This is a genomic window from Acinetobacter sp. UBA6720, assembly GCF_002454215.1.
Taxonomy (GTDB): domain Bacteria; phylum Pseudomonadota; class Gammaproteobacteria; order Pseudomonadales; family Moraxellaceae; genus Acinetobacter.
Genome location: NZ_DKIK01000076.1, coordinates 18,381 through 35,410, shown reverse-complemented (window position 1 = coordinate 35,410; position 17,030 = coordinate 18,381). Strand labels below are relative to the sequence as shown.

14 protein-coding genes are annotated in these 17,030 nt (G+C 41.9%); 12 read left to right on the top strand and 2 right to left on the bottom strand.

Annotated features, from left to right (window positions below; all coding sequences use genetic code 11):
• The first annotated feature begins 45 nt into the window (after positions 1-45).
• Both B4F08_RS06710 and B4F08_RS06705 read left to right on the top strand, forming a co-directional pair.
• Positions 46-930 carry a LysR family transcriptional regulator gene (locus tag B4F08_RS06710; protein ID WP_086209596.1) on the top strand — a complete coding sequence of 295 codons (885 nt, stop codon included), beginning with the start codon at positions 46-48 and terminating at the stop codon, positions 928-930.
• Positions 931-1,083: 153 nt separating this feature from the next.
• The gene (locus B4F08_RS06705) at positions 1,084-2,838 is read left to right on the top strand and encodes an amidohydrolase (protein ID WP_291373888.1); all 1,755 of its coding nucleotides are present in this window, start codon (positions 1,084-1,086) and stop codon (positions 2,836-2,838) included.
• On the opposite strand, the gene B4F08_RS06700 is transcribed toward B4F08_RS06705, so the two are convergent.
• Positions 2,829-3,464, bottom strand: a complete 636-nt coding sequence (locus tag B4F08_RS06700) for a TetR/AcrR family transcriptional regulator (protein ID WP_291373887.1) — start codon at positions 3,462-3,464, stop codon at positions 2,829-2,831. The genes B4F08_RS06705 and B4F08_RS06700 overlap by 10 nt on opposite strands.
• A gap of 116 nt (positions 3,465-3,580) precedes the next feature.
• On the opposite strand from B4F08_RS06700, the gene B4F08_RS06695 reads away from it, so the two are divergent.
• The 8 genes from B4F08_RS06695 to B4F08_RS06660 all read left to right on the top strand — a co-directional run bounded on the left by B4F08_RS06695 (position 3,581) and on the right by B4F08_RS06660 (position 13,981).
• The gene (locus B4F08_RS06695) at positions 3,581-4,597 is read left to right on the top strand and encodes an HlyD family efflux transporter periplasmic adaptor subunit (RefSeq protein ID WP_291373886.1); all 1,017 of its coding nucleotides are present in this window, start codon (positions 3,581-3,583) and stop codon (positions 4,595-4,597) included.
• A 4-nt stretch (positions 4,598-4,601) separates the two neighbouring features.
• Positions 4,602-6,512, top strand: coding sequence for an ATP-binding cassette domain-containing protein (locus tag B4F08_RS06690; protein ID WP_291373885.1), 1,911 nt, complete (start codon positions 4,602-4,604; stop codon positions 6,510-6,512).
• Positions 6,513-6,537: 25 nt separating this feature from the next.
• On the top strand, positions 6,538-7,668 hold the full coding sequence (locus B4F08_RS06685) for an ABC transporter permease (RefSeq protein WP_291373884.1): 1,131 nt from the start codon (positions 6,538-6,540) through the stop codon (positions 7,666-7,668).
• Positions 7,669-7,687: 19 nt separating this feature from the next.
• Entirely contained in the window at positions 7,688-8,803 is a 1,116-nt protein-coding gene (locus B4F08_RS06680; protein ID WP_291373897.1) for an ABC transporter permease, read from the top strand.
• A gap of 131 nt (positions 8,804-8,934) precedes the next feature.
• Complete coding sequence (locus tag B4F08_RS06675; protein ID WP_291373896.1) at positions 8,935-9,621, top strand: RluA family pseudouridine synthase; 687 nt, start codon at positions 8,935-8,937, stop codon at positions 9,619-9,621.
• Between the two features lie 137 nt (positions 9,622-9,758).
• Positions 9,759-12,596, top strand: a complete 2,838-nt coding sequence (gene rapA, locus B4F08_RS06670; protein ID WP_291373883.1) for an RNA polymerase-associated protein RapA — start codon at positions 9,759-9,761, stop codon at positions 12,594-12,596.
• Between the two features lie 158 nt (positions 12,597-12,754).
• Positions 12,755-13,021, top strand: coding sequence for a PAAR domain-containing protein (locus B4F08_RS06665; RefSeq protein WP_086209362.1), 267 nt, complete (start codon positions 12,755-12,757; stop codon positions 13,019-13,021).
• Positions 13,022-13,165: 144 nt separating this feature from the next.
• Entirely contained in the window at positions 13,166-13,981 is an 816-nt protein-coding gene (locus B4F08_RS06660) for an alpha/beta fold hydrolase (RefSeq protein ID WP_086209361.1), read from the top strand.
• A gap of 31 nt (positions 13,982-14,012) precedes the next feature.
• Here the strand turns inward: B4F08_RS06660 and fabR are convergent, their stop codons facing one another.
• Positions 14,013-14,708, bottom strand: coding sequence for an HTH-type transcriptional repressor FabR (fabR, locus tag B4F08_RS06655; protein ID WP_291373882.1), 696 nt, complete (start codon positions 14,706-14,708; stop codon positions 14,013-14,015).
• A 140-nt stretch (positions 14,709-14,848) separates the two neighbouring features.
• Here fabR and B4F08_RS06650 point away from each other — a divergent pair, with 140 nt between their 5' ends.
• Together B4F08_RS06650 and B4F08_RS06645 are read left to right on the top strand one after the other, a co-directional pair.
• Positions 14,849-15,916, top strand: a complete 1,068-nt coding sequence (locus B4F08_RS06650) for a ferredoxin reductase (protein WP_291373881.1) — start codon at positions 14,849-14,851, stop codon at positions 15,914-15,916.
• A 14-nt stretch (positions 15,917-15,930) separates the two neighbouring features.
• Entirely contained in the window at positions 15,931-17,025 is a 1,095-nt protein-coding gene (locus B4F08_RS06645) for a fatty acid desaturase family protein (RefSeq protein ID WP_086209358.1), read from the top strand.
• Positions 17,026-17,030 lie beyond the last annotated feature (5 nt).

The following is a 17,030-nucleotide window of genomic DNA, read 5'->3' as shown; positions in this document are numbered from 1 at the left end:
TTTTGACGTTATATATACTGAAAAAGTATGTTTGATGGGGCAGACATGATTGATATCCATAAACTCAGAGCATTTGTTGCAGTGGTAGAAGAAAGTAATATTTCGCATGCCGCTGTTCGTTTGAATATGCAACAACCACCGTTGACACGGATTATCAAAAGCTTGGAAGAAGAACTGAATGCGCAGCTATTAAAGCGTTTGCCGCGTGGTGTTGAGGTCACAGAAGCAGGTAAGGTTTTGTACAAAGAAGCCCTTGCGATATTGGCGCATGCACAGTTAATTCCCAAACGTGTGCAGGATATTTCTTTGGGGGTCGAAGGTCAGATTAATATTGGCTTTACCAACTCGGTTGGCTTACATCCATTTTTACCAGCGTTGCTGCGTAACTTTCGGGAAACTTTTCCACGTGTTTCAATTCATTTGGAAGAAGATGGCAGTAGCTCGCTGATTGATTCCATTAGCAATGAAAAAAATGACATTGTGTTCTTACGCAAACCTGCACCTATTGGCCTCGGTTTAACCAGTTTGCATGTACTGGATGAGCCGCTCATTGTGGCTCTACCCAACAATCATCCTTTGGCTGAGCAAGCCGAACCGATTCATTTGCTGGATCTTGAACCGCATGATTTTGTGCTATACCGACGTTTAGCTGGGCAAGATCTATTCGATAATATTTTGGCCAGTTGTTATCAAGCAGGCTTTAGTCCAAAAATCGTACAAGAAGCACCACGTTTAACTTCAAGTTTAAATTTGATTGCTGCCGGAATTGGCTTATCCATCGTGCCTGAAGCCATCCGTGACTTTTGGAATAAGCAGATTGTTTATAAAGCGCTCAAGGCCAATAATCCGTGTATTGCACCCATTTATGCAGTGTATAAAGAAAATATAGATCACATCCGTTTGCAGCACATTTTAAAATTATTACAATAATCTGTTGTATATCTAGCACTTTATTCTGCCTGACAAGCGCTGACCTAAAGTGCTAAGGTAGAGTAATGATGTGATGTATCCAAGTTTTATAGATATAAGGAATGCTCGTACAGAGTAAAAATATAATATTTAGTGATATGAGGTGTTTAGCCCATGTTTTTTAATAAAGTTTCTTTTGCACTCACAACTGTGCTTTCTTCCTCTGTGTTGTTGACAAGCGGTTGTACATCCAGTCCGTCTAGTACGGTTTCAAATACACAACAACAAATGAAAAATGCCTTATTGGTCTATGGTGGCCCCATTTTAACCATGCAAGGCATGCAGCCCAGCTATGTCGATGCCATGTTAATTCAAGATGGAAAGATCCGTTATACAGGCGCATTGTCTGAGGCTGAAAAGCTTGCGCCACAGGCGAAACGTCTGAATTTGAATCACAAGACAGTCATCCCAGGCATTATTGATGCCCATAGCCATTTAAACTCTGTCGGTATGCAGCAAACCGTGGCTAATTTATATCCGCCACCAGATGGCAAGGTGGTGAGTATTGCCACATTGGTTCAAGAAATGAAGGCGTGGGCAAAGCAAAATCCACAGTTTATAAAAGCCACTTCTGGTTGGATGATTGGCAATGGTTATGATGACGCCCAGCTACAAGAGAAAGTTCATCCAACAGCCTCGGACTTAGATCAGATTTCAACGACTCAACCCGTGCTGATTTTGCATCAGTCTGGACATTTGGCTTCTGCAAATCACAAGGCACTCGAATTGTTAGGCATTAATGAAAAAAGTAGCAATCCTAGTGGTGGGGTGATTCGACGCGTGGTCGGGACAAATATTCCAAATGGTGTACTGGAAGAAAGTGTCGTGATTGAGGCAATGCTGCAAGCTTTTAAAACCGTACCACCTGAAATCATGCAACAGATGGCATTGACTGCAGTACAGACCTATATGGCAAATGGCTATACCACGGTACAAGAGGGACGAGCTGATCGTGGCACTTCAGAGCTTTGGCGTAGTTTGGCCAATCAAAACAAATTAGCGATTGATGTTGTCTCTTATCCCGATATTAGTTCTGAACAGGCATATATGCTTGAAAAAGGGGTAAGTAAAAATTATGTGAATCACTTTAGAATTGGTGGCGTGAAAATTAGCTTAGATGGTTCACCCCAAGGTAAAACAGCATGGTTAACCGAACCTTATGTGGTTCCACCCGAAGGGAAAGATAAAAACTATCGTGGTTATCCTGCATTTCCAGAACAAAAAACAGTTCAGCAAATGATTGATTTGGCTTTCGAGAAACAATGGCCTATTTTGGCACATGCCAATGGTGATGCCACGATTGATCAATACCTCAATGTGATTGCTAATGCGCAAAAGAAATATGATGCTTCAAAGCGACGTGATGTGATTATTCATGCGCAAACCATGCGTGAAGATCAACTGGATCGGGCGAAACAGCTTCACCTAATTCCCTCATTTTTTTCTTTGCATACCTACTACTGGGGGGATTGGCATGTGGCACAAACATTAGGTGAAAAGCGTGCTGAACATATTTCACCGACAGGTTCAGCTTTAAGAAAAGGCATGATTTTCACCGAGCATCATGATGCTCCTGTCATCCCACCGAAAAGCATGATGGTACTGGATGCAACGGTTAATCGCACTACGCGAACAGGAAAAGTTTTGGGTGAGGCGCAGAAAGTCAGCCCGTATATCGGACTTAAAACGATGACAGACTGGGCTGCATATCAGTATTTTGAAGAAGATATTAAAGGCACTTTAAGTACAGGGAAATACGGTGACTTTGTTATTTTAAGCGCCAATCCAATCACTATTGAACCGTCTAAAATCAAAGACATCAAAGTTCTTGCAACTTATAAGCAAGGACAGTTGGTTTATCAAAGATAAAGTTGTTTAGCGGCGGCTAAACCTGCGACTGAAAAGGTCATGAGATGTTTGACCAAAAGCGCAGGTTCAACTTTCGAAACATTTTTAAGTGGTCCAGGTAAGTTTGAATCAGCGAGAATCAGCATCATGCATGGTGCAACTGTGCTCAAAACGCAGGCTAATAATGCAGGGTGGTTTTCATCAATACCTGAGACTTGGCTAATGATCTTTTTGATTAATAGAAATTTTCTTGCGCCCTCAGTTTGCATAAAATCGTATAAATGTGTGGTGGGCGAAAAAAGTTCACGAATAAATACTTTGCTGTGCCACACATCCGTTTCAACCAATTTGCTGATCAGGGTTTCAAAAAAAACTTCTAGTTTTTCAGTTGGGGTGCGGGAGCTGTTTAATAAAGCCAACAGCTTTTCTTCATCAATATAATGCGTATGTGCTTCGGCTAATACGGCACGATATAGACCATCACGACCGTCGAAGTGATAGTTAATGGCAGCCAAATCGACTTCGGCAAGCTTCGCAATCGCTTTGCTGGTGGTTTTTGCAAAACCATTCTGAGCAATTAAACGACCTGCTGCATCCAAAATTTTCGACTTGGTTAAGTCACCATCGCTACGTCCAGCTCTAGACATTGTTTACTCTGCGTAAAAAATTATGAGAGGAGTATATCTTTTTTTACTTAATTATTGTAGTTTAAATTTAATTTAAATTTAAACTTGTATTAAAAATAAGCAAAGGTCTGGTGTGCATGAAAAAGAGTCATGTTGCGGTGCTGATTGGATTGGTCTTGCTTGGATCGGCAGTCGCATATTGGTGGTTGAATCGAGATAAGGACGATGCGCAGCACATCGTGTTGTATGGCAATGTTGATATTCGACAAGTCTCTCTTGCTTTTGAAACCGCAGGGCGTATTAAAAATATGACTGTTCAGGAAGGCGATCGTGTCAAAAAAGGCCAAGTGCTAGCGCATTTAAATACAGAATCTTTAAGTATCCAAGCCCAACAAGCGGATGCGCAATTGCAGGTTCAACAGCAAACTTTAAATGAGCAAGCCGCGGGCAATCGACCTGAAGAGATTGCCCAAGCAAAGGCACAAGTTGGATCAGCTAAAGCACAACTCGAAAATGCCGATAAACAATACCAACGTCTAGCGGTGTTAAACAATAGTTCGTTAGGCCAAGCGGTGAGTAAGCAAGAAGTTGATGCAGCTAAAAGCACTATGAAAACAGCCGAAGCAGCTTTGCGTGAAAGTGAAGCCAATTTGCAGTTGCTGTTAAAAGGGGTACGCAAAGAAGATCGCGAAGCGGCAAAAGCACAATATGACTCGACTAAAGCGAGTTTGGATTTGATCAAATATCAAATTGCACAAAGTGAATTACGCTCACCTGTGGATGGTGTTGTACGGGCACGCTTACAAGAGGTGGGCGATATGACGACATCTAGCAAATCGGTTTATACCATTGCTTTAACTGATCCAAAATGGGTACGCGTCTATGCCAGTGAGACAGAGCTTGGACAAATCAAAATGGGGTCAACGGCCACCATTCTGCGTGATTCACAACCAGATCAGCCAATCACTGGAAAAATTGGTTATATCTCGTCTGTTGCTGAATTTACCCCGAAAACCGTTCAGACCGAAGACATTCGTACCACGTTGGTCTATGAAGTTCGTATTCATGTCAATGATCCGAATGACCAGTTGAAAATGGGACAACCTGTGACGGTCAATATTGATAAATCTTCCAAAGCAAAAACAAGCGAGTAAGTCGATGTCTTCAGATTGCGTGATGATCGCTCAGGATTTAAAGCAAGTTTTCAAAGCTGAGCAAAAAGGCGCTGAAGATGTGTACGCGCTGCAAGGACTGAATATGCAAATCAAGGCAGGACAATTGGCTGCTTTGGTTGGGCCTGATGGCGCGGGGAAAACCACATTGCTTAGATTGATTGCAGGTTTGTATGAGCCTACTGCTGGAAGCTTGGAAGTTCTTGGGATTGATGTGGCCAAAGACCCTCAGTCTGTACAAGATCGTATTAGCTATATGCCTCAGAAATTTGGTTTATATGAAGATTTAAGCATTCAAGAAAATTTAGATTTATATGCCGACCTACATGGTGTACCTGCGGATGTACGTAAAGAACGCTTTGATCGCTTGCTTAAAATTACCGATTTAGCACGATTTTCAGAGCGACCTGCGGGGAAGTTATCTGGAGGGATGAAGCAAAAGTTGGGCTTGGCTTGTACTTTAGTTCGTTCACCAGAGTTATTACTCCTCGATGAACCCAGTGTTGGGGTTGACCCGCTATCACGCCGTGATTTGTGGATCATCATTGAACAGTTAGTGAAAGATGAGAACTTGAGTGTCATTATCAGCACAGTGTATATGGATGAAGCGGAACGTTGTCATGATGTGTATGTCATGTTGGAGGGTCAAGTCCTCAAACAGGGTTCACCTGAAGCACTGACAGACTATGCCAAAGGTCAAACCTGGCAAGTGAAACCGAGTCAAGGGATGAAGGCGAGGGTGTTACAAGCACATCTACTGGATAATCACAAATACATTGCAGATGCAGTGCCTAAAGGCGATGCGGTACGTTTTATTACCCGAACTGAACATCCAATTCTTCCGCCTGATCAACTGCCACAAGGTGTTGTTGCAGAAGCGAGAGCAGCAGAACTTGAAGATGCATTTATGTTGCTTTTGCATGAAGCAAAGCATGTAGAAAAAAACACCGTAGACTCAGGTGCGGCTGAGAATAACGAACTGGCGATAACAGGATTAAACACAGATCAAAGCTATGCCCAAAGCAATGAGCAGAGCATTAATGCGAATATCGTTCAGACCAAGCCGATCAATGCTGAAAAAGTCCCGAATACGAAAGTGCGTTTAGACAGCAACGCAGATTTAGATAGTAACGCAGAAGCACCTGTCATTGTGGTTCAGGATCTCGTGCGTACATTTGGTGATTTTACCGCCGTGGCCAGTACCTCGTTTGATGTATCACGTGGCGAAATTTTTGGATTGCTCGGGCCAAATGGTGCAGGCAAAACCACGACGTTTCGTATGCTGTGTGGTCTGCTTCCTGCCAGTAGTGGTGTACTCGAAGTAGCGGGGATGAATCTGCGTACAGCACGTGCACAAGCGAGAGCCAAAATTGGTTATGTATCTCAGAAATTCGCCCTATATGGCAACTTAAGTGTTTTGGATAACTTAAAGTTTTTTGGCGGTGCGTATGGATTATCAGGCAAACATCTAAAGCAACAAGTTGATCAGGCATTACATCAGTTTGAACTCAAGCCACATGCTAAAAGTGGTGATTTACCCAATGGCTTTAAGCAGCGTTTGTCGATGGCAGCAGCACTGTTACATCAGCCTGAAATTGTGTTTTTAGATGAACCGACCAGTGGTATCGACCCATTGGCACGACGTGCGTTCTGGTACACCATTGGTGAGCTCGCCAATCAAGGCATTACTATTATTATCACCACACATTTTATGGAAGAAGCAGAATATTGCGATCGTATCGCGATTCAGGATGCAGGGAAAATGTTGGCACTTGGTACACCCAAAGACATCCGAAGTATGGTGCATGGTGAAGGTGTCAATGATATGAACAGTGCTTTTATTGCCATTGTGGAGCAATCTCGTGCGAGTCAGCAAGTAAAAGAGGCGAGCGTATGAGACGAGATCAAATGAGGAGAGCCGTATGAGTCATCGCTCAGCATTTTGGACAAGGCTCATTGCACTGACACGCAAGGAGACGAAGCAGTTATTGCGTGATAAAAGTAGCATGGCGATCGGTTTTATTTTACCCATTATTTTGATATTGCTTTTTGGATACGGCCTGTCTTTTGACTTGACCAATGGTCGTGTCGGTGTGGTCGATCAAAATCCGACACCACAAAGTAGCCAAGTCCTCAGTGGTTTAAACGGCTCGAAATATATCACAGTGATCCATTATCCAAGTTTTGCACAAGCGCAAGCGGCAATGGGGAATGATGATATTGATGCCATTCTCAATATGCCCAGTGATTTTGCAGCGCAATATGCCAATGGTTCTGCCACGGTGCAGATTATCAATAATGGTCGTTCCACCAGTATAGCGTCTTCACTACAGGGCTATATTGCCAGTGCCTTAAATACGGTGAGTTCAATACAAGCTGACCGTACCAACAGCAGTTCAACTGCAGGTGTAATCAGTGTAGATCAGCGCATGTGGTTCAATGAGTCGGGCAATAGTACCTGGTTTTTAGTGCCTGGTTTGATTGTGTTGATTTTGACTTTGGTCGGTGCATTTTTAACGGGGTTACTGATTGCACGTGAGCGAGAACGTGGCACTTTAGAAGCAATGTTTGTAACGCCCATTCGCCCTTTGGAAATTGTTTTATCTAAGTTAGCCCCTTATATCGTGATTGGTATGGTCGATATTGTGGTCTGTCTGTTGGCGGCACATTATTTATTTGAAGTTCCTATTCGCGCATCACTTTTATCGGTGATCAGTGCATCATTTTTATATTTAATGGTGTCTTTATTATTAGGGTTAATGATTTCAGGGGTATCGCAAAGTCAGTTCCAAGCCAGTCAAATGGCACTTTTAGCGAGTTTCATGCCTGCCATGATGCTGTCAGGTTTTGTGTTTGATACACGAAATCTGCCTTTAGTGGTGCAGATTATTAGCAATGTATTGCCTGCAACACATTATATGACATTGGTCAAAACCTTATTTTTAGGTGGAGATGACTGGTCTTTATGGCTCAAAGAATGTGGCATTTTGTTGATTTATATTGTCGTGCTCACTGTGATTACAGCGCGTACATTGAAAAAGCGTCTGAGGTAAGAACATCATGCAACAATTCATGGCGACATTTCAGCGCTGGTTTCATTATCTTGTGGTGCTAACCAAAAAAGAATTTTTGACTATTTTGGTTGATCCTGCTAATCGGATAACATTGATTATTCCTATATTTCTGCAAGCTCTGCTCTTTGGTTATGCTGCCAGTTATGATGTCAATCATGTGGATTATGCTGTGCTGAACCAAAGTCATAGTCAGGCTTCGCAGCAAATACTATCGCATTTGGATGGTTCGGGTGTATTTAAACGCACAGCAGATTTGCAGAATACCGCCCAGATTCAACAGGTCATTAATGACCGTTCAGCACTTGCAGTGATTACGATTCCCGCAGATTTTGAGGATAAACTCAATAATAATGAATCTTCGGCAATCCAAGTGGTCTTGGATGGTAGGAACTCGTCTACGGCAGGCATGGCGGGCTCTTATATCAGCAGTATAGTGACTCAGGTCAATCAAGAGCGGTTGGGTTCAACGTCTGCAGTTACCGTTCAGTCACGCACATGGTATAACCCAAATTTAGAGTCCAGATGGGGCATGATGCCATCTTTGATTGCAACATTAAGTATGATGCAGACGCTTTTACTTTCCGCTTTATCTGTGGCGCGAGAGCGGGAGCAGGGAACGTTCGATCAGCTCTTGGTGACGCCTTACACACCGACGCAGATTATGATTGGTAAGGCAATTCCACCCATACTGATTGGTGTGATTCAGTCTTCGATTATTTTAGCGATCATCCTGTTTTGGTTTCAGATCCCGATGAATGGCTCATTATTGCTGATTTATTTTGGATTGTTTGCTTTTAATATTGCAGTCGTTGGTGTTGGGTTGTCTATTTCGGCGATTGCGCTGAATATGCAACAAGCCATGCTGTATACTTTTTTTCTGATTATGCCTTTGACGCTTTTATCAGGTCTATTAACGCCAGTTCAAAATATGCCAAATGTGTTGAATTGGCTGACTTATGCCAATCCGCTTCGTTTCGGTATTGACTTGGTACAACGGGTGTATTTAGAAGGTGCAAGCTTTAGTCAGGTGAAATGGGACTTTTTGCCGATGCTGATTTTGGCGTTGATCACCTTGCCTTTGGCTGCATGGTTATTTAAAAATCGTTTGTCATAGCGGAAATATGGGTGATACATATTTTATGTGATACGAGGAAGTACATGTGTTTGTCGTTAAATAACGCATTCAATCTTGCCTAAGCATCAAAAAAAACGATTTTTGCATTGTATTTCTAGCTTAAGCTTTTTATTATTGCCCGCTTGTTTTCGCGATCAGCTTGGAATGGAACCTTGAGTAATTTTCTAACCGAACACCTGATTCATCGAGATGAAGACTTCATGGTCATCCATAAGCCTGCAGGTATACTCACCGTTCCAGGGAAGACAGAAGACTTACAAGATTGCATGATCAATCGTTTAGTCAGACTTGAACCTAAAACTCTACTGATCCACCGTCTTGACCGTGATACTTCTGGTATCTTGGTTTTTGCTCTCAGTCGTTGGGGACAAAAATCCATTTCTCGTCAGTTTCAAGAACGTCAAACCGATAAAACCTATCAAGCGATTGTGGCTGGTTATTTAGAGGGTCAGGGTATTGTTGATGTACCTGTTATTTATGATCCTGCACGTCCACCGTTACATATTGCAGAGCCCAGTCATAACAAGCCTGCTGTGACGGAGTGGAAGGCCTTAGAGCATTTTGAAATACAGGGCCAGTCCGTGACCCGCGTAGCACTCACCCCAATTACAGGACGCTCACATCAACTTCGTGTGCACATGCAGTTTTTAGGTCATCCTATCGTTGGGGATACGCTTTATGCTTCTCCTGAGCAGCAAGCTCTCATGCCAAGATTGTGTTTACATGCAGAGCGTCTGAGCTTTCATCATCCTCAAACGGATGAACGTGTCGAATTTATTTGTCCAGTACCGTTTTAAGTCATTGGAATCATCAAATTTGCTCACTTTTTTAGTGAGCTTTATGTCAAAATATATTGCTTAAAGGTGTATAATTTTGCTCAAATATCAAACAGTGTTTGAGCATTAAATTTGCAGTCCTATACTTGTAGATAAAGGTGGAAAAATTGCAGCAGTTTGCTATTGGTCAACGTTGGTTATCAGATACTGAAACGGAACTAGGTCTAGGAGTTCTTATTGATGTAGATGAGCGATCTGTCAGCATCTTATTCCCTAAAAGTGATGAAACGCGTGTTTATGCACGAAATAATGCACCTTTATCCCGTATCATCTTCAACGTGAACGATGAGCTGCAAGATCAAGAAGGGACGAAGTGGATCGTTGAGTCTCAAGAAGACCGTCACGGCGTTGTGCGTTATAACGTTGTACGTCGTTTAGAAGATGGCACTGAAGAGCGTAAATCGCTGAATGAAACTCGCATTGGCGCTCAAATTCAGTTGTCTAAACCGCTTGATCGCTTATTGGCAAGTCAAATTGACTATAAAGAATGGTACGACTTACGTATTGAAGCGATGTTGATGCAAGCCAATATGAAGTCGAGTCCTTTACGTGGCATGGTTGGTTCACGTGTCGGCCTGATTCCACACCAGTTATATATTGCACACGAAGTGGGTCAGCGTTTTGCTCCCCGTGTTCTTTTAGCCGATGAAGTTGGCTTAGGGAAAACCATTGAAGCTGGGTTGATCATCCATCAACAGCTTAAAACGGGCCGTTCAGAACGCATCCTAATTTTGGTACCCGATTCACTGCAGTATCAGTGGATGATTGAAATGCGCCGCCGTTTCAATTTGAACTTCTCGTTATTTGATTTAACCCGTACAGCTTCAATCAAAGAGCATGACCCTGATCTCAATCCATTTTTAACAGAACAATGCATCATTGCCTCAATTGATTTAATGATTGACCATGATGACTTACGTGAACAAGCCCTAGAAGCTGGTTTTGATCTGTTGGTGGTCGATGAGGCACATCACTTGATGTGGAATGAGGAAGACGGTGGCAATGACCGTTATGACTTGATCGAAGAGTTAGCAGAAAAAACACCGGGTGTTTTACTGTTAACGGCAACTCCAGAACAGCTGGGTGTGGAAAGTCACTTTGCGCGTTTACGTTTACTTGATCCGCAGCGTTTTAGCTCTTTAGATCGCTTCTTGGATGAAGAAACCCAGTATCAGCAAACTGCAAAAATTGCTGAAGTGCTCATGTCAGATATGTCACTTGAAGAAGGGCATTTGACAGCGCTTGAAAGTTTGTTGGGGCACCGCATTGAAGATGCACCTGAACAACGCTTCCGTGCCATTCATGAGCTTTTAGACCGTCATGGTACAGGGCGTATTTTGTTCCGCAACACCCGTGAAGCTATTCAAGGCTTCCCTGGTCGTGACTGTCAGCCTGCACCTTTGCCTGCCCCAGAAAACTGGTCTAAAGACGGTAAATTACGTGAACAAATGTGGCCAGAAGAAGCACAACTTGATGGTGCTTGGATGGAAGCTGACCCACGTGTCATGTGGCTCATGGAAAAACTACGTACAGACTTAAAACACAAAAAAGTGTTGCTGATTGCACGTAGTGGTCCAGTTGTTGAAGCACTTGAAAATGTACTCCGCTTACATGCAGGTATTCGTACCGCGATGTTCCATGAAGGCATGAGTTTACTTGAGCGTGACCAAGCCTCGGCTTACTTTGCCGAAGAGTCTTATGGTGCACAAATTTTACTGTGCTCTGAAATTGGTTCTGAAGGTCGTAACTTCCAGTTTGCATCAGATCTGATTTTATTTGATTTGCCTGCAAACCCAGATGTACTTGAACAACGTATTGGTCGTTTGGATCGTATTGGTCAAGAAAACCGCATTCAAATTCATGTGCCATATCTAATTGGCACAGCGCAAGAACGCATGTTCCGTTGGTATAACGAAGCATTAAATATTTTCAGTAATATCTCTCCAACTGCGCAAACTTTACAAGAAAACTTTATTGTTGAATTGAAAGATTGCTTACTGGCAGATAAAGGTCAGCAGTTTGATGACTTACTCGAAGCGGTCAGCGTACAACGCGAAGCATTAGAGGCTGAGTTACAATCAGGTCGTGACCGTTTGCTTGAATACAACTCATGCCGCCCAATTGTGGCGCAAGAAATCGTGCAAGCGCTTGAAGAATATGATGACAATACCACTTTGCCAATGTTTATGAAGCGCTTTATGGCGTCGACAAATATTGATTTTGACGAGCAAAGCAATGGTACAGTCATCATTAAACCAACCGATCAAATGCAAGTTCAAGGTTTAACCTTGGACGAAGAAGGTATGACAGCGACTTTCTATCGTGATCAGGCTCAGGTACGTGAAGATGCTCAGTATTTAACCCTTGAGCATCCATTTACTGAAAGTGTGATGGAAATGATCAACACTCAAGGTTTTGGTAGTACTAACGTTGCAGTGTTGAAGTCAGCTGCTTTACCGCAAGGTTCGGTGCTGTTAGAAGTTTGGTTTAAGGTCGATGTGGTGGCACCGAAAGCATTGAATTTACCTTCAAGCTTACCGCAACAATTGGTTCGTGTCTTGCTTAGTGAAAAAGGTCAAGACCTGTCGCAGAAAATTGCGCCTGAAATTTTAAAACCGTATTTGCATCATTTGGATGGCAATAGCTGTCGTCAAGTGGTGAAAGCACGCCGTGAAGTGATTGAACAGCGTTATGTGCAAGCATTAGAGCTTGCACGTTCGGCTTTACCGAATTTTGTGCAACAAGCGAAAGAAGTCTACGGTAGTAAGTGGCAATACGAAATTGACCGTCTGACTTACTTAAAGCAGTTTAATCCGAGTATTCGTGAAGATGAGATCTTGCGTCTACAAAAACTGCAAAAAGAAGGTCTTGGTTTACTCGATGGCCTATCGGTCACACCAGAAGCCATTCAAGTGATGGTTGTGGTTAAACCATAATCGCAATTGCTGTATGAAAAGCACCTTCGGGTGCTTTTTTAATGAACTTCAAAAAGGGATGTCTACGTTGTATTTGAAAAGTAATCTATTGAAATTTTAAGCGCTTGCTTATGCTAGAATTTTCAGCATTAAAACTCTAACTTATAGAATAATAAATTATGCCTAAAGCTTTAATAACAATGGGTTCAAAAACAACACATGGTGGTGTAGTCATTGAGTGTGAAAACAGTTTTGTAATTAATGGTATCGCTGTGCACTTAAATGGAATGAAACACTTTTGTCCGAAGTGCCGAATGGTGGTTTCTGCGATTGCAACAGACCAGAGCACAACAGTCTTGGGGCGTGCTGTGGTGATTGCAGGAGACAAAACTAACTGTGGCGCTACTTTTCTAGGTAATCAGAACTTAACAGTTTCAGCCAAGTGATGTCATTTAGAATGCTTCTATTGCTAGTCATGAAACTGGCATAAATGCTCAAATGTTGGGACGTATGTTTCATGTCTTGCCATTCCGTTCATTTTCAAAAATGACTATGGTAAACACGGTATGAAAAAATAGATTTAAAGAGATATGAGCAAACCTGCCTTACACTTTACCCATGCAAATGGTATTCCATCTGCTAGTTATCAAAAGTTATTCCGTTTTTTAAGCAACGATTTTAATGTTAAAGCCATTCCGATGATTGGTCTAGATCCGCACTATCCTGTGGAATATCGTTGGGAAGCGTTGGTGGATCAAGTCATTTTAGATATAGAACAGCAGTTCCCCCAGCAACAAGTGATTGGTTTAGGGCATTCTTTTGGTTCCTTACTCACTTTGATGGCGGCCTATAAAAAACCACAGCTGTTTTCGCAAGTGATTATCATGGACCCACCATTTGTGATCGGGCCTAAAGCATTTTTATTTGAAGTTTTGCAAAAACTGGGTTCAAAGTCGGTTGATAAATTGACCCCAGCGGCAGTCACCGTTAAGCGTCGAGATCATTGGGAAAGCCTTGAACAAGCCAGTCAAACACTAAGACCTAATCGTATTTTTAAGGACTTTGATGAACAGTGTTTTGCTGATTTTATTGAGTGCGGTTTGAAAGTTGATCCAATACGAAGTGGCGTGACACTTGCTGTTCCTAAACAGACTGAAGCCAAAATTTTTAGAACAGTCCCTGCATGGTGGTGGCGTACCCCACGCAAAGCACCTAACATGCCAATACATCTTATTACTGCAAAAAATAGTCATTTTTATAAGCAGGGTTTGCCACAAGGGATGAAAAAAACCTATGGCATCAACTATAGTGTGCTAGAAGGTAGCCACATGTTTCCACTTGAGAAACCTGAACAGACTGCAGATTTTGTACAGCAATTGATTGAAAAACAAGGCCAAGTTAACTAAACCCTGAGTAAAGAATGTTCGCGTTAAGCCATCAACGAATCATGGCTTCGTCAAGATGACGTGAACCTTCTAAAATCATGCGGATCATGATCATGGTTTGTTCAGCCATTTTCTTGCGCTCTACACTTGGCATATCAATCACTTTGGCGCCCATATTGAATACCAATTGGGTGATTGCCATTGCGACTAATTCAGGGTGGAAGAGTTTACTGTTGTTTAAACGTTCTAAACGAATTAAGTCGTCTTTAAGTTCTTGCTGGAAATAGTTTAACTGTCGCTCAACTGCACTTTTGTACGAAGTGGAACCTGTATAACCTTCACGTAATAACAGACTCAAATTGCCATCGTCAGCATCTAACTGTTCAATAAATACTTCAACAGAACTACGAATAATACTTTCTTGGCGAATCGCCTTAATGCGTGCTTCATGCAAAATCTGACGTAGTACAACACCTGCACGCTGAATTAACTCAATTGCAAGTTCGTCTGTGTCCTTAAAGTGACGATAGAAACTGTTCGGTGCAATGCCTGCTTCACGTGCAACTTCACGCAAACTTAGAGATGCAATACTTTTTTCAGGACCAATTAAATTTAAAGCAGCTTGGAACAGTTCGTCTTTTGTGATTGTTGCTTTTCGACCGACACTACGTGCAAGCACTGGTGCATGGGGTTTTGAAGCTTCATGCTCGGTGTTGGTTGTATGAGTTTGAATGGTGGTCGGTGTCATATTTATCAAGCAATTAAATCAAGACTTTTATTATAGCCCCACTGGTCGGCATTGTGAAACGAAACGAAACAATTGGAATATATATACAAATATATATACATGTGTATAATAATTCAAAATCTATGGCGTGGTCGTTTACTATGCATATCCTTGAAAGAACAAAATCTCCTTTAACTGAATTCGCTGAGAGTGTTGTAGATAGACATACAGCAAACTTTTGGCTCCAGAAAATTAACCCACTATGGTCAATCCACCAAGCATTAGGCAAAGTGGTGAAAAAAGAAGAAGCAGCACATGACATGGTGAGTTTGACGATCCAAATTAACCGTCATTTTCAAATGGGCCAAGCGGGACAGCATCATCCCGTTTATGTTGATGTACAGGGCATTCGTTACGAACGAACTTACAGTTTGACTCAACTAGATGCTCAGCATGTGTTGCTTAGCGTGAAAAAAGTGGATCAAGGTAAAGTGAGTCATTGGCTGTGTGAACAGACTCAAATTGGCGATATTTTAGAGTTTGGCCAGCCTTATGGTGACATGAAGTTGACTGTAAATGATCCAGAATTGATCCTGTTGGCTGCTGGTAGTGGTATTACACCCATGTTGAGCTTACTTAAACGTTTGGATCATACTACTCAACTTAAAACACAGCCTGTACATTTGATGTATTGGGTGAAACAGCATGCAGATGCAGCATTCAAGACTTATTTTGAACAATTGGCTACACAATATCCAAGTTTTCAGTTCAGTATTTTCTACACACAAGAACCAGATGCAGATCAGCGCTTAAATGCGGATCACTTAATTGGATTGACTCAGATTGATCAGGCCACGGTTTATGCATGTGGTCCTTCTGGTTTTGTTGCTACGGTTGATGCACTTTTCGGTGAAGCGAAAATCCTAAAAACCGAAGCATTTAGCATGAGCCAGTTTACAAATGATGAAGTCGGTTTTGTCAATATCACATTAACCAAGTCGAAGAAGATTTTAAGTATTCCAAAAGGACAATCTATTCTTGCTAGTTTAGAACAGCAAAATGTCAAACCGCAACATGGTTGCCGTATGGGAATTTGTAATAAATGTGCATGTAATAAAGTAGAAGGTTCAACTCAAAGTTTGGTTAATGGTACGCAAAACTCTGAGCCTGGAAATTTTCTTAAAATCTGTGTGAATACAGCACAAACTGATCTTATTGTTGATTTATAAGGGGAATAAATACAATGAATATGCCAGTAAAAGTTGAATACTTTAAAAATCCAAAGAATCGTGAGTTGACTTCATTTGAGTTGGACGAGCTTGCACGTGAGCTTGATGCCATTAAACAAGAAGTGCTCGATGATATTGGTGAAAAAGATGCGCAATATATTCGTCGTGTGTATGCAGCAGTGCGTTACTCATCAATTGCAGGCCGCGCCTGTTTATTTGCTGGGTGGTTTCCGCCAGCATGGGTTCTAGGTACGGGGCTACTTGGTTTTTCCAAAATTATGGAAAACATGGAGTTGGGCCATAACGTAATGCATGGTCAATATGACTGGATGAATGACCCTAAATTTAATGGTCCAAACTATGAATGGGATATTGTCGGCACATCAGATAATTGGCGTCAAACCCATAATTATAAGCATCATACCTATACCAATATTAAAGGAATGGATGATGATATTGGTTATGGACTGCTTCGCTTATTCCCCGAACAGCGTTGGAAACCTGGCTTTTTATTACAACCCCTTTACAGCATTCCATTTTGCTTATTGTTCCAATGGGGAGTTGCGATTCAAAATTTGGAGTTGGGTAAATATTTCAAAGGTCGTAAGAGTAAAGCGCAAACTTTAGCTGAATGGAAACCGATGCAACGTAAGATTGGTAAGCAACTGTTTAAAGACTATGTATTTTTCCCACTGATTGCAGGTCCTGCTGCATTGCCTGTATTTGCGGGGAATATGGTAGCAAATGGCATCCGTAATATTTGGACTTTTAGTGTCATTTTCTGTGGGCACTTTACTAAGGATGTCGAAGTTTTCCCGAAAAAAGTACTGGAAAATGAAAGTCGTGGTCACTGGTATATGCGTCAAATTCGTGGATCATCAAATTTAACTGGATCAGAAGCGTTCCATATTTTGACTGGACATTTAAGTCACCAAATTGAACACCATTTGTATCCTGATGTTCCTGCACGTCGCTACCGTAAAATGGCGCCAAAAGTACAAGCAGTATGTGAAAAATATGGTTTAAATTACAATAATGCCAGCTTGGTAAAACAATATGGCAGTGTGATAAAACGTATTGTTAAATACGCATTTCCTTTTAAAAAGTAAGTTAA